The organism is Paenibacillus sp. V4I3 (genome assembly GCF_030817215.1).
In the GTDB taxonomy this organism is placed as follows: Bacteria; Bacillota; Bacilli; order Paenibacillales; family NBRC-103111; genus Paenibacillus_E.
In genome coordinates this window covers 2,901,027-2,925,346 of sequence record NZ_JAUSZA010000001.1, presented here as the reverse complement: position 1 = coordinate 2,925,346, position 24,320 = coordinate 2,901,027, and the positions used below count along the sequence as shown (strand labels likewise).

19 protein-coding genes, 1 pseudogene and 1 other annotated feature (1 of these 21 only partly in view) are annotated in these 24,320 nt (G+C 44.8%); of the genes and pseudogenes, 8 read left to right on the top strand and 12 right to left on the bottom strand.

The features are described from left to right. Window positions 1-10: 10 nt before the first annotated feature. The 4 genes from QFZ77_RS13405 to QFZ77_RS13390 form a co-directional block, all read right to left on the bottom strand. Window positions 11-2,080, bottom strand: coding sequence for a bifunctional aldolase/short-chain dehydrogenase (locus tag QFZ77_RS13405; protein WP_307440218.1), 2,070 nt, complete (start codon window positions 2,078-2,080; stop codon window positions 11-13). A gap of 707 nt (window positions 2,081-2,787) precedes the next feature. Next, window positions 2,788-3,357, bottom strand: coding sequence for a 50S ribosomal protein L25 (locus tag QFZ77_RS13400; RefSeq protein ID WP_307440215.1), 570 nt, complete (start codon window positions 3,355-3,357; stop codon window positions 2,788-2,790). A 96-nt stretch (window positions 3,358-3,453) separates the two neighbouring features. Then, window positions 3,454-4,395, bottom strand: coding sequence for a DUF1861 family protein (locus QFZ77_RS13395; RefSeq protein ID WP_307440213.1), 942 nt, complete (start codon window positions 4,393-4,395; stop codon window positions 3,454-3,456). Continuing rightward, the gene (locus tag QFZ77_RS13390) at window positions 4,361-4,660 is read right to left on the bottom strand and encodes a helix-turn-helix domain-containing protein (RefSeq protein WP_307440211.1); all 300 of its coding nucleotides are present in this window, start codon (window positions 4,658-4,660) and stop codon (window positions 4,361-4,363) included. The genes QFZ77_RS13395 and QFZ77_RS13390 overlap by 35 nt, the downstream gene beginning before the upstream one ends. Window positions 4,661-4,867: 207 nt before the next feature. On the opposite strand from QFZ77_RS13390, the gene QFZ77_RS13385 reads away from it, so the two are divergent. From QFZ77_RS13385 to QFZ77_RS13375, 3 genes are read left to right on the top strand one after another with little or no spacing between them, the layout of a single operon-like run. Further along, window positions 4,868-6,088: a glycosyltransferase family 4 protein gene (locus QFZ77_RS13385; RefSeq protein ID WP_307440209.1), complete on the top strand. Its 1,221-nt coding sequence runs from the start codon at window positions 4,868-4,870 to the stop codon at window positions 6,086-6,088. Then, window positions 6,088-7,194: a glycosyltransferase gene (locus QFZ77_RS13380; protein ID WP_307440206.1), complete on the top strand. Its 1,107-nt coding sequence runs from the start codon at window positions 6,088-6,090 to the stop codon at window positions 7,192-7,194. Before QFZ77_RS13385 ends, QFZ77_RS13380 begins: the two co-directional genes overlap by 1 nt. After that, window positions 7,187-8,266 (top strand): mannose-1-phosphate guanylyltransferase, encoded by a 1,080-nt coding sequence (locus QFZ77_RS13375; protein WP_029196696.1) that lies wholly within the window; start codon window positions 7,187-7,189, stop codon window positions 8,264-8,266. Before QFZ77_RS13380 ends, QFZ77_RS13375 begins: the two co-directional genes overlap by 8 nt. Window positions 8,267-8,274: 8 nt before the next feature. Here the strand turns inward: QFZ77_RS13375 and QFZ77_RS13370 are convergent, their stop codons facing one another. Both QFZ77_RS13370 and QFZ77_RS13365 read right to left on the bottom strand, forming a co-directional pair. Next, window positions 8,275-9,477 (bottom strand): MFS transporter, encoded by a 1,203-nt coding sequence (locus QFZ77_RS13370; RefSeq protein WP_307440201.1) that lies wholly within the window; start codon window positions 9,475-9,477, stop codon window positions 8,275-8,277. A gap of 219 nt (window positions 9,478-9,696) precedes the next feature. Continuing rightward, window positions 9,697-10,314, bottom strand: coding sequence for an SLOG family protein (locus tag QFZ77_RS13365; protein ID WP_307440199.1), 618 nt, complete (start codon window positions 10,312-10,314; stop codon window positions 9,697-9,699). A gap of 253 nt (window positions 10,315-10,567) precedes the next feature. On the opposite strand from QFZ77_RS13365, the gene QFZ77_RS13360 reads away from it, so the two are divergent. After that, window positions 10,568-10,996: a methylglyoxal synthase gene (locus QFZ77_RS13360; protein ID WP_307440197.1), complete on the top strand. Its 429-nt coding sequence runs from the start codon at window positions 10,568-10,570 to the stop codon at window positions 10,994-10,996. A gap of 64 nt (window positions 10,997-11,060) precedes the next feature. On the opposite strand, the gene QFZ77_RS13355 is transcribed toward QFZ77_RS13360, so the two are convergent. Both QFZ77_RS13355 and QFZ77_RS13350 read right to left on the bottom strand, forming a co-directional pair. Beyond that, complete coding sequence (locus QFZ77_RS13355; protein ID WP_307440195.1) at window positions 11,061-12,086, bottom strand: dienelactone hydrolase family protein; 1,026 nt, start codon at window positions 12,084-12,086, stop codon at window positions 11,061-11,063. A 23-nt stretch (window positions 12,087-12,109) separates the two neighbouring features. Continuing rightward, window positions 12,110-13,394, bottom strand: a pseudogene (locus tag QFZ77_RS13350) (Gfo/Idh/MocA family protein). A gap of 44 nt (window positions 13,395-13,438) precedes the next feature. Here QFZ77_RS13350 and QFZ77_RS37790 point away from each other — a divergent pair. Next, window positions 13,439-13,912: an AraC family ligand binding domain-containing protein gene (locus QFZ77_RS37790; protein ID WP_373462596.1), complete on the top strand. Its 474-nt coding sequence runs from the start codon at window positions 13,439-13,441 to the stop codon at window positions 13,910-13,912. After that, on the top strand, window positions 13,800-14,387 hold the full coding sequence (locus tag QFZ77_RS13345) for a helix-turn-helix transcriptional regulator (RefSeq protein WP_373462740.1): 588 nt from the start codon (window positions 13,800-13,802) through the stop codon (window positions 14,385-14,387). The genes QFZ77_RS37790 and QFZ77_RS13345 overlap by 113 nt, the downstream gene beginning before the upstream one ends. Before the next feature lie 984 nt (window positions 14,388-15,371). On the opposite strand, the gene uxaC is transcribed toward QFZ77_RS13345, so the two are convergent. From uxaC to QFZ77_RS13330, 3 genes are all read right to left on the bottom strand, one after another. Further along, window positions 15,372-16,772 carry a glucuronate isomerase gene (gene uxaC, locus QFZ77_RS13340; RefSeq protein ID WP_307440192.1) on the bottom strand — a complete coding sequence of 467 codons (1,401 nt, stop codon included), beginning with the start codon at window positions 16,770-16,772 and terminating at the stop codon, window positions 15,372-15,374. Between the two features lie 193 nt (window positions 16,773-16,965). Beyond that, window positions 16,966-17,898, bottom strand: a complete 933-nt coding sequence (locus tag QFZ77_RS13335; RefSeq protein WP_307440190.1) for a VanW family protein — start codon at window positions 17,896-17,898, stop codon at window positions 16,966-16,968. 116 nt (window positions 17,899-18,014) lie between these two features. Continuing rightward, a complete protein-coding gene (locus QFZ77_RS13330) occupies window positions 18,015-18,824 on the bottom strand; it encodes a phytanoyl-CoA dioxygenase family protein (RefSeq protein ID WP_307440188.1) in 810 nt (269 codons plus the stop codon). A 167-nt stretch (window positions 18,825-18,991) separates the two neighbouring features. Between QFZ77_RS13330 and QFZ77_RS13325 the strand changes: the two genes are divergently transcribed. Then, window positions 18,992-19,765: a helix-turn-helix domain-containing protein gene (locus tag QFZ77_RS13325; RefSeq protein WP_307440186.1), complete on the top strand. Its 774-nt coding sequence runs from the start codon at window positions 18,992-18,994 to the stop codon at window positions 19,763-19,765. Between the two features lie 69 nt (window positions 19,766-19,834). Beyond that, window positions 19,835-21,067 (top strand): aminopeptidase, encoded by a 1,233-nt coding sequence (locus tag QFZ77_RS13320; RefSeq protein WP_307440185.1) that lies wholly within the window; start codon window positions 19,835-19,837, stop codon window positions 21,065-21,067. Between the two features lie 65 nt (window positions 21,068-21,132). Here QFZ77_RS13320 and ileS read toward each other — a convergent pair whose 3' ends face one another. After that, the gene (gene ileS, locus QFZ77_RS13315) at window positions 21,133-24,213 is read right to left on the bottom strand and encodes an isoleucine--tRNA ligase (RefSeq protein ID WP_307440184.1); all 3,081 of its coding nucleotides are present in this window, start codon (window positions 24,211-24,213) and stop codon (window positions 21,133-21,135) included. A gap of 76 nt (window positions 24,214-24,289) precedes the next feature. Continuing rightward, window positions 24,290-24,320, bottom strand: a binding site (T-box leader) (it continues 228 nt past the right edge of the window).

Below are 24,320 nucleotides of genomic sequence, written 5' to 3'. Positions count from 1 at the left end.
GTGGAAGTAATTAGCGAGTGAAGGCAGCCGGAACGCCGCCGTCAACTGTGATCATACAACCTGTCGTTTTGTCTGCTTTGGAAGAAGCGAAATATACGATAGCTTCCGCGACGTCTTTCGGGAAAATGTTTACGAGCAGCGTCGTTCTTTTACGGTAGTGCTCTTCCAGTTGATCCGGTTCAATACCGTAAGCTGCAGCCCGTTCATTGCGCCAGCCGGAATTCCAAATCGCGGAGCCTTGAAGAATCGCATCTGGCAATACCGAGTTCACACGAATGCCGAACTCCCCGCCCTCAGCAGCGATACAGCGTGCTAAGTGAATTTCAGCCGCTTTGGCTGTCGAGTAGGCGGAGGCATTTTTACCTGCGAATACCGAGTTCTTGGAGCCGACGAATACCATGCTGCCGCCGATGCTTTGCTTTTTCATAATTTTAAAAGCTTCTCTAGCTACAAGGAAATAACCTGTGCTGAGCACGTTCATGTTCAGGTTCCACTCTTTGAGTGATGTTTCGTCAAAAGGACTGGAAGTCGCAAGACCTGCGTTATTCACGATAATATCGATACCGCCATAGCTAAGAATCGAATCTCGGTACGCGGCTTCCACTTCCTCTTCTTTCGTTACATCCATTTTAACGGCAATGGCTCTGTTTTCGCCATACTGCCCGTTCAGTTCGTCTGCTAATTTTTGTGCGCCTTCAAGGTTCAGATCAGCTAGAACGACGTGCGCACCTTCTTTTAAAAATTGACGAGCCGTTACGCTTCCGATTCCACCTGCGCCGCCTGTGATGAAAGCAATTTTGCGGGAAAACTCCGCTTCAGCCGGAGCCAGAGTTAATTTATAAAGTTCAAGAGGCCAGTACTCGACATTAAAGGATTCATTTTCGCTTAAGGAAACGAACGTTCCGAGAGCCGTTGCCCCTCTCATTACGGCAATCGCACGGTGATAGAGCGCTCCGCTTACTTGTGCATTGGACCAGCTTTTGCCAGTGTTGATCATCCCGATACCAGGGATTAGGATAACGCGAGGTGCCGCTTCGTTCATGACGTCGCCTTCATTTTTGTTACGGTCAAAATAAGCCTTGTACTCTTCTTTGTAAGCCGCGATTCCAGCGTTTAAAGCTTCAATTAAGGAAGCCACGTCACGGGAGTTGGGATTCCAATCGATATAAAGAGGCTTCATTTTCGTATGAACCAAGTGATCCGGGCAAGCAGCACCTACTTGGGATAGCACAGCAGCATCTTTACTGTTAACGAACTTCAGAACATCATCCGCGCTGTCAGTGGTCAGGATCATTTTCTTCTCATTGCTCACTGCTCCGCGAACGATAGGCAGGACTTGTGCCAAAATATCTTTTTGCTCTGACTCAGAGAGGGACTCGTACTTTGCTCCGCCATAAAGGCTGCTCTCGTTCACACGAGCTTCAATGAAGCTTTCTGCTTCTTGAATGATAGCCAACGTTTTGAGGTAGCTCTCTTCTGACGTTTCGCCCCAAGTAACTAGACCATGCTTCTCCATCAATACAAGCTCAGCCTTTGGATTGTTTCTAACGCCTTCCGCGATCATTTTGGAAAGTGTAAAACCAGGCCGTACATAAGGTACCCACACGAAACGGTCCCCGTAAATTTCTTTGGCCAACTCACGTCCGTTGTGTGCACAGCAGAGACCGATAATCGCATCAGGATGCGTGTGGTCAACGTTTTTGAAAGGTAAAAATGCATGTAAAAGCGTCTCAATGGACGCACGCGGATGTTTGCTGTCGATCATACAATTCACAAGGTAAGCAACCATTTCTTCGTCAGACATTTCATCTCTCTCGAACAAAGGACGAATATCTTCCATGCGAAGACCTGTGAAATTCTTTGCTTTCATTGTAGCAAGGTCAGAACCGCTGCCCTTTACCCACATCACTTCTACATCACGACCGCGGAAATCCTTCTCGATTGTTTTGTACGAAGTGTTACCGCCGCCCCAGTTGGCAACTGCACGGTCTGTCCCTAATAAATTGGAACGGTACACCAGTTCCTCTACGCCTTTTGATACTGCATTCGCTTTTTCCGCTTCCCACAAATTCGCAACCATACGTATCCTCCTAATATAGGGATCTTTGAGTGTAGCTCAAAGTCTCTCCGCTTTGGGATCTTTGAGTGTAGCTCAAAGTCTCTCCGCTTTGGGATCTTTGAGTGTAGCTCAAAGTCTCCGTTTTACATCCCATGAGTATGTGTTTGTTCTTGATGGATCCATCGTAACATATCTTTGTTTATTTTTGAATACTTATTTTTATTTTTGTTTCAAAGAATTTAATACACAAATGTGATGTAACACAGTTATAATTAGAAAAGAAAGTGGAAACAAAAATGAAACGGGTATAAAACAAACATAATGAGAACAGAAGAAAATGCTGCTCTCCGCGTTTTTGGCTGCTCGCAATTGTGCTGGAAGACACCCGTGATACATGAACTGCATTTTGTGCAGTTCATATGCATCCTCAGTGGCTTTTGGGGGATTTTGCTGCAAAAAGTGCAGTTAAATCCAGCCAAAAAGCTCAAATCCTACCTTTCTGGCACATTTAAATGTAGGAAATGCAGCTAATTTGCTGAAAAGCGCCATTGGTGCGAAATTAGGTGCACATTTTACAGCTAAAGATGTTCTCGCGTAATTATCGCGGTACGCTTATCGCCCTAGAAAATAAAAAAATCCCCTACTAGCAGCGTGATTAAATTCATGGAATCATGAATCTTCACACATTCTGCTAGCAGGGGATTTACATATATGATATATCGAGTCTTTTACGCTGTTGCTTCGACTTCCTCATGCACGGTTTTGATTTGAATCATAACCGTATTCGGATCCGTCAACACTTCAATGCCATCCTTGAAAATCAGGTCAGAAACAAGAAGCTTGTCGCCAGTATCAAGACCGCTGATATCCACTTCCATGGAAGTCGGCAAATCACCAGGCATACAACGGACTTCTACTTGATAAATTTCGATCTGCAGAACCCCACCGGATTTCACACCGATTGCCTCTCCAGAAAACTGGATGGTAACTTTGCTGTCCATGATTTCAGTCATGTTCACATGATGAAAGTCGATATGCAGCAGATTGCCGGACATAGCATCCCTTTGGACACTCTGAACAATAACCGGAATTACTTTTTCATCGGATGTATTGCCTTGCAGGATAGCTCGTGGATTTTTTTTCAAAATATCCAGCATTTCTTTTTCATTTACTTCTAATGATAAAGTATCTTTACCAATCCCATACAACACAGCCGGGATGCGTCCCTGTTTTCTTGCTTGATTCATGTGGGACTTTGTTTCACCAGTGCGCTTGTTCAATTGAATAAATTTACTCATTTGTTTGTTCCTGCTCTCTTTGACCATAAATTCTTGTCAAACCGATTATAACATGACCATAAAATCTAGTCAAACTTTGATGATAACCCACTCGTTCTATTCATACTCCATAAATGGATCAGGAATCTCAATCTGATAAGCCTCTGCATCACTAACGCCAACAGAAAGGATAGCTCGACCATTGCCTGACCGTATAAGCCCACCGCTAAAAATAACATCTTCAAGATCAGGACGTTTGCCAGGGCCTCTTGGAAAATCACTTCTTGCCGCAATAATTTTCATGGGTGTTTTCTCACAGGTCTCAGGGTTTATCGAAAAGACCATGGAATAATAATGCTTGTTTCCTACGGAATCAAAGCAGGCTATATGTCCTAGAACGCCTACATGACCATTCTTGAGTAAATGTGCTTCATTCGCACCGCCCCATTCTTCGGAGACAAATTGCTCTCTAAGAATTTCCGCATTGATGAAGGTTTGCACATTGAGCTCCTCCAGCGAGTTAATGATTGTAAATCCGATTTGCCCTCTTCCACCTCTTGCTCCTTGCGGTCTAGTAAAAACCCCTACTCTACCATCGTTAAGCTCAATTAAACGAATATCTTTCATCGTACCGGGTCCAGATGAGAAGTGACATAATGAATCGATTTTAAACCCGCGATAAAATTGAGTGACCCATGACACAATTTTGCTCGGATTATTGGCAGCAGTGATGACTTCAACTCCGCCAACAATTAATTCGCCCTTGATGATAGTTATACATGGATCCTGTAAATTATAAGTGTGTGTATGTACACGGGGACTCCAAACCTGATTCTTGCATGTAAAAAAGAAGACTTGAGAGAACTCGCTATCCCGTTCCTCAACTCTTCCTAAGATGACTTCCTCCCCGTCGTATTGAAACGGGGCCGTTATATTATACACATCACGATTTCCAACCCCAGAGAAAGTTAGTTTCTGCACTTTTGTAATTCTGGGGTTTGCATAAAAGGTTTCCAGAAGCTGTTTACAGCTTTCTGTTGTTATCGATTTCCTTGTCATTTACGTCCTCCTGATAATCCATCGATGCATCTATCGTCCAATCACTTTCTTCATCCATTTCGATGCCAATGAGCTGTCCAGGCTGGACATTAAAATACAGACAAAGCTTCAGCAATAAATCCCTAGGATACTGTACCATCTCATCCTTATACATACGCCGAACGGAGTCAAAGTGGTAGTTAATCTCTTTAGCGAGCTTACGTATCGATAATTTGGGGTCGTGATTTTCCATGACTTCTTTTAGTTTACTGCGTATGACTGACACACATACACCTCCTTCATAAATATATAGGGTATACGGTGGAGAGTCAATGAATTGACAAGAAAAAATGGTCATGTTATAGTGAAAACAGGAAATAATTTGGAATTTTCTGAAAATAAAATACCCCTTCCCCCAAAAGAATTAAAGACCTATCTTTAGATTCTTTTTTTTGTGTTCCAAAAATCGCGAACCAACATGGAGGCTTATTATATGAAGTATACAAGCAGCAATCGGAATATCGTTTTTCTAGGCACTAGCCTGCCGAGAGAATGCGGCATAGCTACATTTACACAAGATTTATTAGATGAACTCCAGCACATCAAAGGCTTTAACAAGCCTCGTATCATTGCAATCAATAACAACGAAACTTACGACTATCAAGAGCAAGTGATGAGGGAAATTGACCAACATAAGCTATCAGATTATACAGAAACGGCCGATTATCTTAGCTCGTCAGACGTTGATCTTCTCGTTATCCAGCATGAATTCGGAATTTACGGCGGAGTAAGCGGTGAATACTTGATTCCATTCGTCGAGAGACTGACGATTCCGTATGTCGTCATTTTTCATACCGTGTTAACGAAACCTTCTGCCAAGCAGCGTCATATCATGAATCGAGTTGCAGAGCTAAGTGTTAAAGTTGTCACGATGGCGCAGTCTACTGTAACTGATTTGATCTCCATTTACGGCGTTGATGCCGCCAAAATCGCTTTCATTCACCATGGCGTACCCCATGTCCAAACTGGATCAAGATCAGAGCTTAAAGAGCAATATGGCTTTGCAGATCGAAAAATTTTATCCACTTTTGGCTTTTTAAGTCCTGGCAAAGGAATTGAATACAGCATTGAGGCTATGCGCGGTGTGGTCAAACAGCACCCGGATTCTCTCTATATCATTTGGGGGAAAACACATCCGGTCGTTAAACAAGAAACAGGCGAGGTATACAGACAAAAGCTGATGGGTCTTGTGGAAGAATTTGATTTAACGCATAACGTTCGCTTCGTCGACAAGCTTTTGACGCAGGATGAAGTCATTCAATCTCTGGTCATGTCAGACATTTATATGACTCCTTATTTAGGCAAGGATCAGGCTGTTAGCGGAACTTTGGCATATGGAGTCGGTTATGGAAGGGTTATTGTTTCCACACCTTACCGCTATGCCGAGGAAATGCTAGCAGAGGGCCGAGGCTTACTGGCGAACTTCCGCGATTCAGCCTCCTTGGAAGCTTGCATCCTTCAATTACTAAACGACCCTACTAAAATAACAGAGATGGAACATCGTACACTCGAACTCGGAAGAACCATGCTGTGGAACGAAATTGCCAAAACCTATGCCGCCGTCTTCCAAGAAAAAATACTAGATTCAGAGTCAACAAAAGTAAAGGCTTACGATGCCAGTTTTGCTAAAGTAAAACACTTAGGAGTGATTTAATGCAAGTACAAACGATACTGCAGTTTAAGTCCGATTATATGCGCAGGATAACAGACGATACAGGCATTTTTCAACATACCAAGTTTGGAGTACCCGACCGTTCGAAAGGTTATACGACGGATGATAACGCACGGGCATTAATCGCAGCCGTTTTATTGTACAGCAGCCAAAAAGATTCCAGCACGTTAGATCTCATTCACACTTATGTTTCCTTCATTCACCACGCACAGAATGAAGATGGTAATTTTAGAAACTTTATGGATTATAACCGTTCATTCATAGAGGATAGCGGCTCTGAGGATTGTCAAGGACGCACACTATGGGCATTAGGATTCGCTCTCGCTCATTCCTCCTTGCTGCCCGATAATGTACTTAATACCTGTCGTTATTTAATCAATCAGGCATTACCGCATATCGATAAACTAGGTTCTCCTCGTGCTGCAGCCTATGCGATAATCGGTCTAAGTTATTTAATAGAAACCCCTAATGCTTTAACTTACTCCTTCCCCTATCTCCATACGCCAAGCACCACAGAAGAAAAGGCTTTTCTACCAAGAGCATTCATCATCAATCTGATCGAAAAAATAGCGGTCCGACTGCACAATCAATATGCTCGCAATAAGGGAAACGGTTGGAATTGGTTTGAAGACAGCCTTACTTACGGAAACTCCATGCTGCCATGGGCACTTTTAAAAGCAACAAATATTTCAGATAACATTGGTTTGAAGGAAACCGCTAAGGAAAGCTTGGATTTTCTAGTATCCAAAACCTTTGCTAAAGAAGGATATTATAAGCCGATTGGCAGCCATGGCTGGCAGTTGCGAGACGAAAAGGCCGCTCTTTACGACGAACAGCCGATTGAAGCCTGTGAAATGCTTCTTGCATGCAAAGAAGCCGCGATCGTTCTCCAAGACCCAGCTTATCTGAAGATAGCAGCCTTATGCTATGAATGGTATTTAGGCCATAATTCATTACAAATCTCTCTCATTGATCCTCAAACAGGTGCTTGTTATGATGGCATCCATGCCACAGGGCTGAACCTTAATCAAGGCTCTGAGAGTATCATTTCCTTCTCCATTGCCCATTTGGTGATGCATCATGAATAAATTTGCTACCATTCTTGCAGGCGGGGGCGGAACCCGCTTCTGGCCATTGTCTAGACAAGAGATTCCAAAGCAGCTTCTAAATATTAGCGGAAATGATATTATGCTAAACGATACGATCGAACGATTCAAAGGCATTATCCCACAAGAAAATACCGTTATTGTTACGAATCGTTCTCAAGCGGTTCTGCTGGAGAGCATCATGCACAGCAGTGTATCGAAAAGCAACATTTTGATCGAGCCCGTTGCCAGAAACACGGCTGCAAGCATCCTTTTCGCGGCGTTATCTATAGAAAAATCACACGGTGATTCCTTAATGGTTGTATTGCCTTCCGATCATTATATAACCGATGAAGAACAATTTCGGCTTACGTTAGACGAAGCCTGTACGGTCGCGATGAAGACGGACAAAATCGTTACCATCGGTATTAAACCGACATTTCCATCGACCGGGTACGGTTATATCGCCTTTGACAAGGAACCCATTTCTTCAAATCCTGTTGCCGTATACGAAGTAGCTGAATTTGTAGAAAAACCTAACTTTCAGAAAGCGCAAGGCTATCTGTCATCAGGTAATTATTTATGGAATAGCGGCATATTCATTTGGAAAACATCCGTCATTATTGATAATTTCAAGCGTTACCTGCCTCGGCTGTATAAGACAATGCTTCCAATCAGCGATTATCTGGGCACGGATCAGGCAGAGGAAATCATTAATAACATCTATCCGACGCTTCAAAACATTTCGATTGATTACGGGATCCTTGAGCGCTCCGATGAAGTCGTTGTTCTGTCTGGTCAATTTGGCTGGAATGATATCGGCAGCTGGGATGCGCTCGGCGCGATCTTCCCTCCGGATCCATCGGGAAACATTATTAAAGCAAATCATATGGGCATAGATACACGAAATTCGATCATCTACGGAAATGGCAGACTAATCACAACAATTGGCGTAGACGGCTTCATTATTGCGGATACTGGGGATGCACTTTTGATATGTCCAAAAGACAAAGCACAATCTGTTAAAGATATTGTCGACCTGTTGAAGGAAAAAGGAATGACTGAGTATATTTAGGTCTGCCCTTACTCCGGTGATGATGAAACAGCCGCCACTTTGGGACCGCGATATTTGAAGAAGAAGGCCACACAAATAAGCGCCAAGCCGTTGATGACAAAAACGAGCGGAATACCGATCCAGCCGCCCAAAAAGCCACCGATAATCGGACCACTCATGGTTCCAAGCTGCGTAGCGGATTGATTTAAGCTAAACGCTCGGCCTCTAAAGCTGGAATCCGTAAATTTCACGATGAGCGCGTTTAACGCCGGGTAGACGGCAGCAAAAAACAGCCCATAGCTGAACCTCAAAATGCCAAAGGCCAGCAGGTGGTGAGTACCCAATTGAAGCAGATTCCCTATTCCTCCGCCAATTAGGCCGATGAACAGTGTTTTCGAGTAGGTGATTTTCTGGCCGAGTTTCCCCCATCTCGGTGCTGCAATGACGGTTGCGATGCCCACCGCAGAGAAAATAATGCCTGAACTCAGCGAAGCTGAGCTTTGGCTGCCGCCCATTTGCAGCACATAGATGGTAAGCAGCGGCTCTACAATCATGACCGAAGTTGCTACCAACATGGTGACACCTAGAATCATCATGAAAGGCCGATTATGAGCAGCCGACTTCAAATCATCCAGAACACCCGACCTCGCAGCCGAGCGATTAAAGTTCGTTTCCTTAGCCCCAAACAGCCCGATAAAGGCTGCGACTAAGACGACACACCCCGAGACTAGGAACGATTCTCGATTTCCCACCCAGTGGCTGACGAATCCGCCTACCAGAGGACCGATGACACTTCCGGCGGCTCCTGCCGTTGACATAACCCCCAACGCATAACCCACTTCTTTTTCAGGCGTGTTCGTGGCCACTAAGGCAATGGAAGCAGGAACAAAACCGGCAAGCAGCCCCTGAAGAATCCGAACAACAAGAAATAAGTAAGGATCATGGACGAAAAAGGTCGCAAAATAAAGAACGCTTAGGCTGAAGCCTGAGCGAATAAGCATCGGTTTGCGGCCATACTTGTCCGCCAAAGAGCCCCAAAAAGGCGCGATTAAAGCGCTAGCCAAAAAGGTGATGCCAAACGTAATACCTGACCATGCTTCCAGTCCTTTATCAATGCCGAGCTCCGTGTGCAGAAAGATAGGTAAGAAAGGAATAGAAATCGTATACGCCATGCCGCAGAAAAATACACCGATCCATAAAGTGATGAGATTACGTTTCCAGGAAAATGCCATGTGTTTACCCCCTGATGCTTGATGACTGAACGACCAAATACAAAGTTCTCCCGACAACCGTGCTATGATATGTATATTTTATCATATTGCTTGAAGATTAGAAATTACATCATGAGATGCCGTGAGTCAAAGACTTCTTTTAAAAAGTAAGCTATACACCATTATCAATAAATAGCCGTCTCCCAAGGTCTATAACCTTTTGAGACGGCTATTTATTGTTTATATTTCTTCAAAATCCGTATGGTTACTAGCGTCGGCGAAATCGAAGTCTCCAGCCAGATCTCCCGACTGGTCACCCTGTTCATCTTCGGCGATATTTTGCAAATCATAGGCATTAATCGTGATAATCGGGTAGGCATGATTCGCAGCAATCTGCGCTGCCTGCTGTTTCATAAACTTGGGTGATCCCTCTGTATCTTCATCATAAACAAGAATGATGCCGTCCGAATTACGGAGCAGAAACTTGTCTCGTTCCTTGAACTGCCAAGGTCCTTCATATTTGGTTTTTGTCACGCTGTTCACGTAATTTGCACGTTCCATGACGCTATTATAGCTATTTTTCTTATCATCGCTCCATTTTTCTTCTTGCTCAAGAAAAGGGGTAACGACAGCTAATTTCAGCTCTGGGTAGGCGCCTCCTCTAAGGTCAAGCACAGCCTCAGCCGCCCACAATTCGACCCCCCATTGTCCACTCACAACGACCCATTCTAAACCTTCATCCATAAGTGCGATAAGTCTCTTTTTGATCGCTTTTTTGATAATCGGAATGCCTGGGTGCTTTAATGAAAAAATGCCCAGCTCTGATGCTTTATAACCCGTTATTAAGACTCGTTTCAAAAGAGGTACACCACCTTGTTAACTCTATCTATCAGGTTAACATAGATATGCCTCGATATAAAGAAAGCGGTTATAAAATGCAAATTTGAATCATTTAATGTCACTTATATGTCCGTATATGTAACATTAAAATGTGGACTTTGATCAAAAACCCCAAAATAATGATTGAATTTGTAGGAATAATGAACTACACTGTATTCAACAGAGAAACATACGTTAGATAATATAACATAAGATGGAGGGTGGAGAGTTAATGAATATCGCATTGGTCGCTCATGATGTCCATAAAAACTTAATTGTAGACTTTGTTATTGCTTATAGGCATATTTTTCAGAAGCATCGGCTTTTTGCAACAGGGACAACAGGAAGAAGGATAAGTGAGGAAGCTAAACTCGAGGTGATCCGATTGCGCTCAGGCCCGTTCGGCGGGGACCAACAAATCGGTGCTATGATTGCCATGGACGACATTGATATGCTAATATTCTTTCGCGATCCGATAACAGCGTTAGGGCATGAACCCGATATTACGGCATTGCTTCGCCTATGTGATGTTCAGAAAATTCCACTCGCTACAAACGTAGCGACTGCTGAAATGTTGATTAAGGCCATGGAGAGCGGATTTCTCGCTTGGCGTGAAGAGATCCGTAAATATGATACATTGAGAATGAACGGGACGGAATAAATGATCGCGGATGTTAGACAAGATCAGCAAAAAGAAGAGCCGCAGCTCTTCTTTTTCTATACCATTAAGATTCTAAAGCCTCAACCAGCCAAGGGTACGCCTGACTCCCATTCACTTCATGAACACCTTCAAAGAGATGAACCCCCAGCATTTCACCCGCCCCTGCTTCAGCGTACACCTGCCGCAAATACCGAATCGCCGTTTCCACTGTTTTTATCGGAAAAATAGGATCCTGCTGGCCTGATTCAATGAACAGTGGACGAGGAACAAGTAACCCGAGTAATTCGGGGAGCTCCGAATATTCCAAAACACTTGGCAAGTAATTGTCGATGCAATGACGGATCTGCATAATGCTTCCTTTGAATGTATTCACAAAGGCACACAGTACCGTGGCTTTGATTCGTTCATCTATCGCTGCGGTATATGCGGCGACAAGTCCGCCACCCGAGAAACCGAAGCATCCCACTCTTGCTGGATCCACATCCTCGCGTGACAACACATAATCGAGTGCCCGCCGCGCCTCTTGCACGCGCAATCCTGCCAATGAGATGCCATATAAAAGCAGATGTGAAGCAAGTGTTTGACAGGAAGAATTTCCGACTTGGCCATCCTTCTGATCCGCAGCCAGTCTTCGATCACCGAATCCGATGATCTCAGGTACGACCACTATGAAGCCGCGCTTTACTAATTCCAAGGCATAATTGCCATGAAGATCCGGCTTACCTGTGTTTTCAGTCCCATCGGGATGGAGTCCAACAATCTGCCGGCTACCGTAACCATGTCCGTGCAGAGCCAGCACCGCTGCTCTTCGTTCAGTCAAGCCTTTAGGCAAAAGCACAAAGGCTGGAACTCGAAATCCCCAGACCGTACCGAATTCGATACGCTCCCGAAAATGATCTTCGAGCTCAGTGCGCTCCAGGAGAACAGGACGAAGCTCATCTTGTTCTTCCAAAGCTATATCTAGAGACTTGACCAGGTGCCGCTTCAACCTAATCTTCGTCTGTTCGACATTCTCGTCTCGCTTTTGCTGCAGACGTTTATTTTCGTAGGATTGATAGAGATTTTCCATGATTGAATCTGGATTCCACAAGCATCCCCACCTCCGTCTACCTTTTAAAAAGTAACAAGCTTATCCACCGCAACCGGTTGCCCCGTACGCAGGGAAATATTCCCGGCAATACCGGTCAAAATCGACATCGCCCCATCAACATGAGAAGCAGCTCGCTCGAAGCGATCATCGGATGGCTTATCAAAAATGTCTTTCAAGAGAACAGGATCGCCGCCGCCATGACCGCCGACACCTTCTTCAATTTCTACTTTGTAAGGAGCCGCGAACATCGGAAATACCCTGATCGTCTTTTCCTTCAATGCACCTTCATCCTCTTTAAGACCACCGGAATTTACGTATGATTTCTCAACAACTTTCATTTCAATTCGACCCTTGCTGCCATTGATTTGTACACTAAAGCCTTCCCAAGGCATATAAGCATTAAGCGAGTAGGTGAGAATGGCTTTGTTTTTATATCGGACCATAACTCCCATTGTATCTTCAATACTAATTCCATCGCCGAAAACACTCTGATCGCGTTGGTAGCCATCTTCGTGTTCCGCATCTAAATATAGACCTTTGAGGTTTTTATTTTTATCTAAATGAAGAGCAAAAGGATCACCCTTCGCGTTTTCATTCCCAGTCGCACGCTGATAAAAGTTGGTCACGCCGCGCTTTTCGGCATTTTCTCTACCATAGAACATCAAGCCGCCCATCGCAAATACCGTCTCCGGACGCGTCCCTAACCAGAAGTTCACGAGATCAAAATGATGTGTTGATTTGTGTACAAGTAAGCCTCCGCCATTACGTTTATCGCGATGCCATCTGCGGAAATTAGTCTGCCCCATGCTCAGTATTCAGCAGCCACTCGAAATGAACAGAATGAACATCACCTATCGTGCCATCCATGATTAACTCACGAATTTTCGTATTGTGCGGAGCGTAACGGTAATTGAATGTCACACGAAGCTGCCGCCCTGTGCGTTTAATGGTATCGAGAATTTCTTGACATTTCTCTTCATCCACAGTCATCGGCTTTTCCGAAATGACATCGCAGCCAAGCTCCATCGCTTTAATTATATAGGTATGATGCGTGCGATCAACGGAGGTAACAATGACATAATCAGGCTTTTCTTTGCGAATCATTTCCTCGAACTGATCCGCTTTATACGTGGGAACAGCGTTATATTCATATTTATTGACGAGTAAGCCATTTGTAAAATTCATTCTCGTTTGATTTATATCGCAAATCGCAACTAGCTCTGACGTTTCTTGAAAATCCTTCACAATGGCGCCATAGAAAAATTCCGCTCTTCCTCCGGTACCGACTAGTGCATAACGCTTTTTCATAAAAAGTGAACCCCTCTCGAGTTTGGATATGTCTTCATGTTCGAATGTCCTATCTCAAGATTAATACAATATTTGTTGTGTTTCTAATCAAATATTGCCTAATAGCTTTTATTCCTTGCATATTTTGCTATATAATAAGACATAAAAGACCGAACGAAGAGGTGTCCACTTTGGTACTCTACGAAATTGAAAGACTGCGCAGAGATCACCCCTACTCCATGACAGTGAATCATTTCCATGATCACTATGAAATTTATTATTTACTCAGCGGGAAACGCTACTATTTCATACAGGACCGCTCTTACCTGATTCAAGAGGGCGACCTCGTTTTTATCGATAAAAATGAGCTTCATAAAACACGAAATGCGGATGTCCACCATCATGAGCGGATTCTACTCAGCTTTGATGATAGTTGGATACGCTCTATTGATGAGGACGCATCGACACATTTACTCGTTCCTTTTCAACAAAAACAGCATATCTTTTTCCCTAACAGGTACGAATCGCACTCTAGTTGAGAACCTTCTATTCAGTTTATTGCGCGAGCAGCAGCAGACTCTAGACGGCTGGCAGCTAAACAGCAAAGCCCTGCTCACGCAATTACTTATTCTCTGCTCACGTCTCACAGATAAGTTAAGCTCCGCTCAGGAACACCCGCAAGCACACAATCCCAAAATATTCGAGATCGTCGCTTATATCAACGAACAGTATAGAAACCGTTTGACGTTAGCTTCGATCTCCGAAACCTTTTATATCAGTCCAAGCTACTTTTGCCGTTCTTTCAAAGAAACGACCGGCTTTTCGTTCATCGAATACTTGAACAACGTTCGAATTCGCGAGGCTCAGCGGCTGCTGCGGGAAACGAAGTTGAAAGTCATCCATATTACCGAGCAATCCGGCTTCGATAGTGTCGCTCACTTCGGCCGCGTATTCAAACAAGTGACCTCACAGACGCCGCTGGAATGCCGCAAATTGATGCGCCATAGCGTGTAAAAGGGCTGAGATGCCTACACCCACTACTCGCCGCTGCCGTAAGCTCGGTTTCCGAGCTTACACACCTACGCCCACTACTCACCACTATCGTAAGCTCGGAAATCGTCTTCTCAGCCTGAAGATTCCAACTCCCCCGTGGTTGTCGCCTACTTTAGGCTCGATTTTCGAGCCTATCTCACGCCCAGCTATATACCTCTCTGCAGCCAACATGGTTTCCCCCACAACAAATAAGCGCGAAAAACGCGCTTATTCAGGAGCGCCCGAACTATTAAGCGCGAAAAACGCGCTTTCAGTGAGAGCTCGCCGAGCCGACAGATTCTGAGAAGCTGAAAATCCACTTCTCAGCAGACCATCCTGCGCGTCCGCTCTGAATAAACGCGGAAACCGCGCTTATCCAGGAGCGCCCGAACTATTAAGCGCGAAAAACGATCTTTCAGTGAGAGCTCGCCGAGCCGACAGAGTCTGAGAAGTTGAAAATCGACTTCTCAGCAGACCATCCTGCGCGTCCGCTCTGAATAAGCACAGAAAACGCGCTTATCCAGGAGCGCCCGAGCTATTAAGCGCGAAAAACGCGCTTTCAGTGGGAGCTCGCCGAGCCGACAGAGTCTGAGAAGCTGAAAATCCACTTCTCAGCAGACCATCCTGCGCGTCCGCTCTGAATAAGCGCGAAAAACGCGCTTATCCAGGAGCGCCCGAACTATTAAGCGCGAAAAACGCGCTTTCAGTGAGAGCTCGCCGAGCCGACAGAGTCTGAGAAGCTGAAAATCCACTTCTCAGCAGACCATCCTGCGCGTCCGCTCTGAATAAACGCGGAAACCGCGCTTATCCAGGAGCGCCCGAACTATTAAGCGCGAAAAACGATCTTAATCTGGAGCGCCCGAACAAATAAGGGTAAGCTTTGCATACCCCAAACCCAAACATATAAATTCTTACACAACAAAAAAAACCTTCGCGCAGGTAATAACCCGCACGAAGGTTTCTATTTTAAAAGCCGAAATATTGCTTAGCATTATTATAGGATATCCCTTGAACCAGCTGTTTCAGCAGCTGTTCGTCGTTCGGGAATTCTCCCGCTTCGACCCATTCGCCTAACATATTACAGAGGATTCTGCGGAAGTAATCATGTCTTGTGTAGGACAAGAAGCTTCTGGAATCAGTCAACATACCTACGAATCGGCCAAGCAGTCCAAAATTCGCTAGCGATTTCATCTGTGAAACCATACCATCTTTGGTATCGTTGAACCACCAAGCGGATCCTAATTGAATTTTGCCGGGAATACCATCGCCTTGGAAGCTGCCCATAAGGGAAGCGAGAATTTCATTGTCGCGTGCATTCAAGGAGTACAGAATCGTTCTAGGCAGCGAATCAGCAACAGCAAGAGAAGATAACAAACCTGTTAAGGCGCTCGCTACCGGGCTATCATTAACAGAATCGAATCCGGTGTCCGGGCCCAGCTTCGCGAAAGCTCGTCCGTTATTGTTGCGGGAAGCATTGATGTGATACTGCATTGCCCAATCCAGCTTCTTGTACACGCCCCCTAAAAACAGCAATGTGTACGCTTTATACTTCTTCTCGTCTTCTAAACTAACCGCGTTACCAGCCAGAGCCGTTTTAAAAATCTGATCCACTTCTTCTTTGGTTGCAGCCGCATACGGCACATAATCCAAGGCGTGGTCAGAAACTTTACAACCAACTGAATCAAAAAACTGCGCTCTGCTCTCCAATCCTGCCAGCAGGTTATCGTAGGAGCTGATCGTGATGCCAGAGGATTGCTCCAATTGACCGATCCATGGTAGGAAAGTCGCGCGATTAATTTCAAGTGCTTTGTCAGGACGGTAAGAAGGTAAGACTTGTGTGTTAAAATCTTTAATCTCTTTAATTTTAATATGATACTCTAATGAATCCACCGGATCGTCCGTCGTGCAAATGACGGTTACTTTGGAATTCGTAATGAGATCTCTGGCGCGTGAACCGCCCTCTGCCAGCTTAACATTCGCTTTTTCCCAGATGGCAGGCGCGTTCTGTTCGTTAATAATGTCATGAACACCGAAATATGTTCGAAGCTCCATATGAGACCAGTGGTACAGCGGGTTGCCTATAGCCATAGGAACCGTTCCAGCCCATGCCAAGAAACGATCGTAATCGCTAGCTTCACCAGTGACTTTCGCTTCCTCCACACCGTTGGCACGCATCATTCTCCACTTATAATGGTCGCCGTACAGCCAAGCTTCCGTTATGTTATTGAATTGTTTATTTTCATAAATTTCCTTAGGACTCAGATGGCAGTGATAATCAATAATCGGCAGATCTTTGGCAAATTCGTGGAATAGATGAACCGCGGTATCGTTGGTAAGCATAAAATTCTCATCTAAAAATGTTTTCATAAAGCTAAATTCCACCCTTCTCAAGCTGAATGATCTGCCCTCTATTCTAGCGAAAGGTGACCCGAAAATCTTGTGATTTTTTGCTTTCATTTTGTAAAATATGCATATATTGACCTCATCTCAGCCATAACTCAGTCTCAAACAAACAAAAAGCCCCATACACCAACAATCACGTTGGAACGGAGCTTATCATTTACGGAACAGGCTGACCTACGTTTGTCCCCGCTTGTATTTCCTCAGGCAGATTATCAGATGCACTTGGAACATGCCGCGGCTTATAGTTAATGACATCAGAGGACGAAATAGTAACGAAGACCCGGCCAGGTAATGCCTGAGCCCTTATCAAGATAGGTTGATTGTAGTTGTTCTTAAAGGTGAAGTCAGGACCTCCCCAATTTACAGTAGCATCCCTGCCCGGCGGAACATAGGGGACAGATCTGCTGTGCGAATATCTTTCTACGATTTTGAGACCCGCGCGATCCACCGCGTTATACAGCGTAGAGGAAATTTGGCAAATGCCTCCGCCAATCCCTTCAGAGAATTCCCCCCTTACAATGATCTTTGCCGGCATATACCCCTTTCCTCGCGTCCGAACGCCAACAACACGGTTGAAAGAGAACGTTTCATTCGGTTGAACAACATAATTATTAATCGCTTGAGCGGCAAGCTTGATGTTCGTATATCTAAATTTATTATTCGAATTAAAATAGGTTACATAATAACCAATAGGACGCACACGAATATTCGCTAGCAGCTCACTGTCTACTTTGGGATATACAGATAACTGGGGCACTTCAAATTGCATCGGACCCTCACGATAATAATGCTCATAAAATTGCTCAACAAAAGCTTGACGATTCAACCTTGAACCTGCAATCTCCTTCACGATTGCCCCCTCAGCATTAATGGTTGCATTGATCGGTTTACGATACATGTTCTTATCGAGTTCATTCGTAAGCTGATCTAATCGTCCATTATCAATGATTGGCATATCCAGAAGATTGATTGTATACGATTCCCTCTGTACATTCGCTAAGCTATGACCCATATTGTCATTCGTTATTCGAAATGGCACTTCATTCTGCTGCGCAAGAAGCAACAAACCCAGTATCCAACTATAACTCATGAACGCCATCACCCCCTCCTCTAGTGTAAACAATTGAAATGATTCCATACTATGTAAAAAAAGGACCGACCAACATCCGTGGATGTCAGATCGATCCCTTATGGCTAGATGAAAGATTAGTGAGGATATACCGCTTGGAATTCTTCGCCGCATGGCCCCCCATTAGGGTTGACCTCTAAATCAACAGTCTCTCCATTCTGCCGATACAAAGGACGATAATGATCGCTAATATGGGTTGCCGATTGGTTCGCATAATGACAAATGAACGCTCGACGGAATCGGTCCTTCGTTTTGTTTCGATAAGAGCCATGGATAAGATTCCCGTTAAAAAAGAGAACGTCGCCTCGCTGCATGATGACAGGCATCGCTTTTTCATCTTTCGGCGGCTTCACGTAGTGAGTCGTAAATGATTCTTTGGCATCCGCGATATCCGGGCAAGCGATTTCGAATGCATTCGTTTTGGGTACAACGAGTAAGCCGCCATTCTCCTCATCTGCAGCATCAATGGCCGTCCACGCTGCTATGCAATTACCCGGTTCGACCTGCAGATAGAAATTATCCTGGTGAAGCGCTTGGCCGCGAGAGCCCGGTGGCTTGTAATAAAACATGCTTTGCGCGGCTAGCGATTCTTCATCATACAAATCTGCTAATACATCCATAACTGGCTGGTGCAGCATATATTTCTTTGCCGTCTCATTAAAGCGGTGTGGATGCATGACTCGCGGATATCTTTTTAACGGATCGGATCCATCCGCTTGTAAATCCGGTTCAAATAAACCCGGTACCGTATGGCGGCTAATCCCCTCAAAAGTATCATCAATTTCGGCCAAATTTTGCTCCGAAAACAATCCTTTTACGATTAAATAACCTTCCGATTCGAATTGCTGTTTTTGTTCAATTGAAAGCTTAAGCATTGTCCGTGACATGTTGGTCCCCTCCATGAGTAAGTTAGGATTGTGTTCCCTTATGACATAATCATATCGAAAGCTCCGCAGACATTGAAGTAAGGATGATGCTAACTACTCATACAATCCTGCTATTTCCTGATATACTTGTAGTAAATTTATGCAAATGACGAAAGGGACCATGCGATATGAAATTCGATGATAATTCCTTCTTAGCCGGACAATACCTAGAGCAAGATACGTATGTAACAAAGCGGCCCCAGGGACGAAGCGATTGGCTCCTTACTTTCACACTTGAAGGTGAAGGTTACATTAACCATTCAGGCAATGAACGAAACTGCAGGCCGGGAGACCTCACATTGCTGAAACCAGGAATACCGCAGCACTACGGAACGAAAAAAGATCATACCTGGCATTTTGCCTGGGTACACTTCCCTTCGATCTTCACAGAAACCAATCTGCTGCCGGATGAAGAGCCGCTTATCCTTACCATCGAAAGTGAGTCGATTCGCGAACGCATCCACCAAGCTTTCACACGCATACTGGAGGATTCCCGAGAGCGCGGTGAATATTGGTTCGAACTATGCTGCAGCTCTTTACGGGAAATTCTCCTTATCATGGCTCAGAAAACAAATAAAAAAATTGATGCACGAATCGAGGAGGTTCTCCACCTGCTGTCCCAACAGATGCGTCAACCTATTCGGATTGAAGATTTGGCTCAGACTGTCGGGCTCTCCCCTTCGAGACTGTCCCATCTTTTCAAAACCAGCACAGGGTATTCCATTATTGATACGCTCAATCGGATGCGGATACAACAAGCCGTGCTAATGCTAGAACATACCGGACGGAGCGCTTCGGAGGTTTGTTATGATGTGGGGTTTCAAAACTATAATCACTTCACCAATCAATTCCGCAAATGGCATGGCATGAACCCAAGTACATTCATGAAAGAACGACGGTAAAATTTATTTGACAGTTGACTCTTGGCAGGATAAACTGCAAGCAAGATTAGAAAAAAGAGGAGGATTCCTATGTCTTTTGAAAGTAATCTTGATAAATATGCGGAGCTAACCGTCCGCGTCGCCTTGAACATTCAATCCGGCCAAGCGCTTTGGATTAATGCCCCCATTCATCATCCCGAATTCGTTCGACTCATTGCCCGTAAAGCTTATCAAGCTGGAGCCAAACATGTACATATTGAATGGCAGGATGAAATCTGCACACAAATCAAATATACCTACGCGCCTGATGAAGCATTTCATGAGTATCCATCATGGAGAGCGCAAGCGCTGGAAGAGCTAGTCGATCATAACGGCGCCTATTTATGGATCGATGCTGATGATCCTGAATTGCTGAAGGATATCGATCCAGGTCGCATTTCTGCAAATTCCAAAGCCGCAGGCGCGAAATTAGTTAAATGGAGAGAAAGCATGTCCTCCTATCAGATGACATGGTCGATCATCGCCGCGCCTTCTTCTGCTTGGGCGAAGAAAGTGTTTCCTCATTTGGAAGAGGAAGCCGCGATCAGTGCTCTATGGGACGCGATTTTCCAAGCCACTCGCGTAGATCAAGAAAATCCGGTGCAAACTTGGATCGAGCACAATGCGATCCTTCGGAGCAAAAGAGAACAGCTTAACGAGAAACAGTTTCGTAAGATCCATTACCAGGCCCCAGGCACAGAGCTAACGGTCGAGCTGCCTGCTAATCATATATGGCGAGGCGGTTCCGCCACGAATGGGACGGGAGGCTTCGATTTCAACCCGAATATCCCAACGGAGGAAGTCTTTATTTCCCCTCATCGAATGGGTACTCAGGGTACTGTGCGCAGCACGAAACCATTGAGCTATCAAGGTAATTTGATCAACAATTTCACAGTCACCTTCGATAACGGACGTGTTGTTGACTACACGGCAGAACAAGGCTTCGAGTCGCTTCAAGCGATGATTGAAATGGATGAAGGAGCACATTATCTGGGTGAAATCGCACTCGTGCCGCATATTTCACCTATTTCGAACTCCAACTTGATCTTCTTTAATACTCTGTATGATGAGAATGCCTCTAATCACTTGGCCCTTGGCAGAGCCTTCCCTACATGCATCGAAGGCGGAACTTCGCTATCCAAGGAAGAGCAAGAGAAAGCTGGCCTTAACAACAGTCTGATTCACGTTGACTTCATGATCGGCTCTGCCGAAATGGATATTGACGGCGAACATGCAGATGGCACGATTGAACCCATTTTCCGTAAGGGGAATTGGGCATTCTAGAAATTAAAAAAGGGTAGTACCGGGAGTCATGTTAACCATGTCTCCAGGTACTACCCCTTTTTCAGTTACTCTATAAGCAGGCGGAAATTGTTGTCCCCAATCAAGATGGATTCCATTTTTTCTTCTTTCGCATATCGTACACTGGCAAGCAGTACATTCTCTAGCAGAACATGATTAAAACGCTCCAACGCTTCTTTCAACGCCAGATTGACATCGAGAACAAGATCGACTCGCTTATCAATAGGCAGCTCCAGCTTTTTACGGTAATCCTGAATGGCACGTATGATTTCCCGTACAAGACCTTCCTGTTCCAATTCTGCAGTTATGGATGTGTTTAAGGCTACCGTGATCTGGTTACTGGAAGCAGAAGCAAACCCTTCCTTGGCTTGTTTTTCCACAAGCATCTCATCAATTGTGATATGGAATTCCTCTCCGTCGATCATTACTTTAAGAAAACCGTTATCGACCGCTTGTTTGGTTTCCGAGGCAGACAATTGCTTCAAGTGGTTCTGCAGAGGGCCAACGAATTTGCCATACTTTTTCCCGGCCACCTTAAGATTCAGCTTCACGTTGAAGTCAATAATGCCGCTGTCACTTTGTTCTACGCGGATCTCTTTGATGTTTATTTCATCTTTAATGATTTCCTCGAAACGACTTAGATCGAAATTGCTATCAAGCGAAACGATCAACTCCGAGAGAGGCTGCCGGGTCTTGATACCTGTATCATTCCGAATATTTCGAGCCAACTCAACGATCTGCCGTGCGGTTTCCATTTCACCTTCGAGCTTTGTATCGATTGCTGAATGGATCTCTCTCGGATAGTCCGCCAAATGCACGCTGCCTTCGCCGCCGAGGTTACCGAATATGTCCTCGGCAATGAGTGGTGCATATGGCGCTATCATCCGCGAAAGTGTTAGCAGCACTTCACGCAGTGTTTGATACGCTGACACTTTATCAACTGTCATTTCACTGCCCCAGAAACGGTCGCGAGAGCGGCGGATGTACCAATTGCTCAGCTCGTCCACAAACATTTCGATTTGCTTCGCCGGATTTAAGAAGTCGTTAATCTCCAGGCCCTTACATACATTTTGCAATGTGCTGTTTAGTCTTGATAATATCCAACGATCCAATTCATTCGCGTGCTTTTGAGCTGGATGATCTTCGCGTTTATATTGGTCAATCGTTGCATATAACACATAAAAAGCATGTGTGTTATTAATCGTATCGACCACTTTAGATTTCGCTTCGGCAACAATTTGCTTAGAGAAACGTTTGCTGTTCCAAGGTGCGCTGTCTGACAGCAGGGCCCATCGAAATGCATCCGTACCAAACTCATCTATGATTTCCCATGGATCGATGCCGTTACCTTTGCTTTTAGACATTTTTTGTCCGTTCTCGTCCAGTACATGTCCGGTAGAAAGAACGGCTTTGTAAGGCGATTTGCCATTATACAACGTTGAAACAGCAAGTAGACTGAAGAACCAGCCCCTTGTTTGGTCAATCCCTTCGCAGATCATATCCGCAGGGTATTGCTCATTGAACAACGTCTCATCTCCGAATGGATGATGGTACTGCGCAAAAGGCATAGATCCGCTATCGAACCAAACGTCGATCACTTCAGGAGTTCTTTCCATAACGCCTCCACATGAGCAGCGCAGTTTCACTTCATCGATGTAGGGCTTATGCAGCTCCAAGCTTTCGTCAATTGGCTTTACTGATTTTTCCCGCAAATCTTTGTGGCTTCCCGGTGCATATTCCGCTCCGCAATCCCCACATAACCAAACGTTAAGCGGAGTACCCCAATAACGATTACGGCTGATGTTCCAATCAACCAGCTCTTCAAGGAACTTGCCGAAGCGCCCTTCGCGGATGTGGGAAGGATACCAGTCGATTTTACTGTTGTTTTCGATCAATTGCTCTTTAATTGCGGTCGTTTTGATAAACCAGCTCTCCATCGCATAATAGAGCAGCGGGGATTTACAGCGCCAGCAGAAAGGGTAACTATGCTCATAGCGCTCCTTGGAAAATAGCAAGCTGCGTTCAGACAAGTTTTTCACGATATCGACGTCACAATCCTTGACGAAGCGTCCAGCGAAGTCAGTGATCTGATCATTGTAACGTCCTGCCAAGTTCACTACATTCACAAAATCTAGTTCGTGTCGGCGGGCAGTTCGGTAATCATCTTCACCATGCGCAGGAGCTATATGGACGATACCCGTACCACTCGTATCCATAACATAGTCAGCGTCTACAACAATATGTCCTTTGGTTGGGCTAATATAGCCAAAAGGAGGCTCGTAGGCGGTGCCGACGAATTCCAATCCTTTATGCACTGATAATATTTCGTAGTCTTGTTTGAATACTTTTTCTGCAAGATTTCTCGCGACGATGTACACTTCACCATTTTGTTTCACTTTGACATAATCCATGTCTTTATTTACGGCCAACGCTACGTTTGCAGGTAGTGTCCATGGAGTCGTCGTCCAAGCCAGAAAGATTTCCTGTCCGTTTTTACTCCTGAATTTCACAGTGGCACTTAAATCTTTCACGTCTTCATAGCCTTGCGCAACCTCGTGAGAACTGAGCGTTGTTTGGCAGTCTGGACAATAAGGGCTTACACGGTGCCCCTTGTATAACAGTCCTTTGTTATGGATTTCGGATAAAATATGCCAAACACTCTCGATATAGTCGTTATCCAACGTAACATAGGGGTTATCCATATCCGTCCAGTATGCGATTGCTTCGGTCAGTTCACGCCATTGCTTTTCATATTCAAATACGCTGCTTTTGCATTTCTCAACAAATTCGGCTACTCCATATTTTTCAATCTCTTGTTTTCCCGAGATACCAAGCTGCTTCTGCACGCCAAGCTCGACGGGCAAGCCATGCGTGTCCCAACCAGCTTTGCGGATGACTTGGTACCCAGACATTGTTTTATAGCGGCAGATGAAATCTTTCACAACACGCCCAAGCACGTGTCCGATATGGGGTGATCCGTTTGCCGTCGGCGGTCCTTCGTAAAAAACGAAGTTCGCTTTGCCTTTGCGATTTTCGATCGACTTGCGGAATGTACTATTCATTCTCCATTGTTCAAGAACGCGCAGTTCGCGGGTTCTCGCTTTTTCTTTCACATCAATTTTTCTCATGTGTAACACACACTCCTCTAATAAAATGATTGCGGCTAATCGTGAAACGTTGTAAAAAACAAAAAAATCCCGTCCCGTAAGGGACGAGATTACATCTCGCGATACCA

Excerpts from the sequence above, each read along its gene's own strand:
- QFZ77_RS13405 (WP_307440218.1), bottom strand. The coding sequence starts at position 2,080 with ATGGTTGCGAATTTGTGGGAAGCGGAAAAAGCGAATGCAGTATCAAAA.
- QFZ77_RS13400 (WP_307440215.1), bottom strand. The coding sequence starts at position 3,357 with ATGAGTAAATTTATTCAATTGAACAAGCGCACTGGTGAAACAAAGTCC.
- QFZ77_RS13395 (WP_307440213.1), bottom strand. The coding sequence starts at position 4,395 with ATGACAAGGAAATCGATAACAACAGAAAGCTGTAAACAGCTTCTGGAA.
- QFZ77_RS13385 (WP_307440209.1), top strand. The coding sequence starts at position 4,868 with ATGAAGTATACAAGCAGCAATCGGAATATCGTTTTTCTAGGCACTAGC.
- QFZ77_RS13380 (WP_307440206.1), top strand. The coding sequence starts at position 6,088 with ATGCAAGTACAAACGATACTGCAGTTTAAGTCCGATTATATGCGCAGG.
- QFZ77_RS13375 (WP_029196696.1), top strand. The coding sequence starts at position 7,187 with ATGAATAAATTTGCTACCATTCTTGCAGGCGGGGGCGGAACCCGCTTC.
- QFZ77_RS13370 (WP_307440201.1), bottom strand. The coding sequence starts at position 9,477 with ATGGCATTTTCCTGGAAACGTAATCTCATCACTTTATGGATCGGTGTA.
- QFZ77_RS13360 (WP_307440197.1), top strand. The coding sequence starts at position 10,568 with ATGAATATCGCATTGGTCGCTCATGATGTCCATAAAAACTTAATTGTA.
- QFZ77_RS37790 (WP_373462596.1), top strand. The coding sequence starts at position 13,439 with ATGTCCTATCTCAAGATTAATACAATATTTGTTGTGTTTCTAATCAAA.
- QFZ77_RS13345 (WP_373462740.1), top strand. The coding sequence starts at position 13,800 with ATGATAGTTGGATACGCTCTATTGATGAGGACGCATCGACACATTTAC.
- uxaC (WP_307440192.1), bottom strand. The coding sequence starts at position 16,772 with ATGAAAACATTTTTAGATGAGAATTTTATGCTTACCAACGATACCGCG.
- QFZ77_RS13335 (WP_307440190.1), bottom strand. The coding sequence starts at position 17,898 with ATGAGTTATAGTTGGATACTGGGTTTGTTGCTTCTTGCGCAGCAGAAT.
- QFZ77_RS13330 (WP_307440188.1), bottom strand. The coding sequence starts at position 18,824 with ATGTCACGGACAATGCTTAAGCTTTCAATTGAACAAAAACAGCAATTC.
- QFZ77_RS13325 (WP_307440186.1), top strand. The coding sequence starts at position 18,992 with ATGAAATTCGATGATAATTCCTTCTTAGCCGGACAATACCTAGAGCAA.
- QFZ77_RS13320 (WP_307440185.1), top strand. The coding sequence starts at position 19,835 with ATGTCTTTTGAAAGTAATCTTGATAAATATGCGGAGCTAACCGTCCGC.
- ileS (WP_307440184.1), bottom strand. The coding sequence starts at position 24,213 with ATGAGAAAAATTGATGTGAAAGAAAAAGCGAGAACCCGCGAACTGCGC.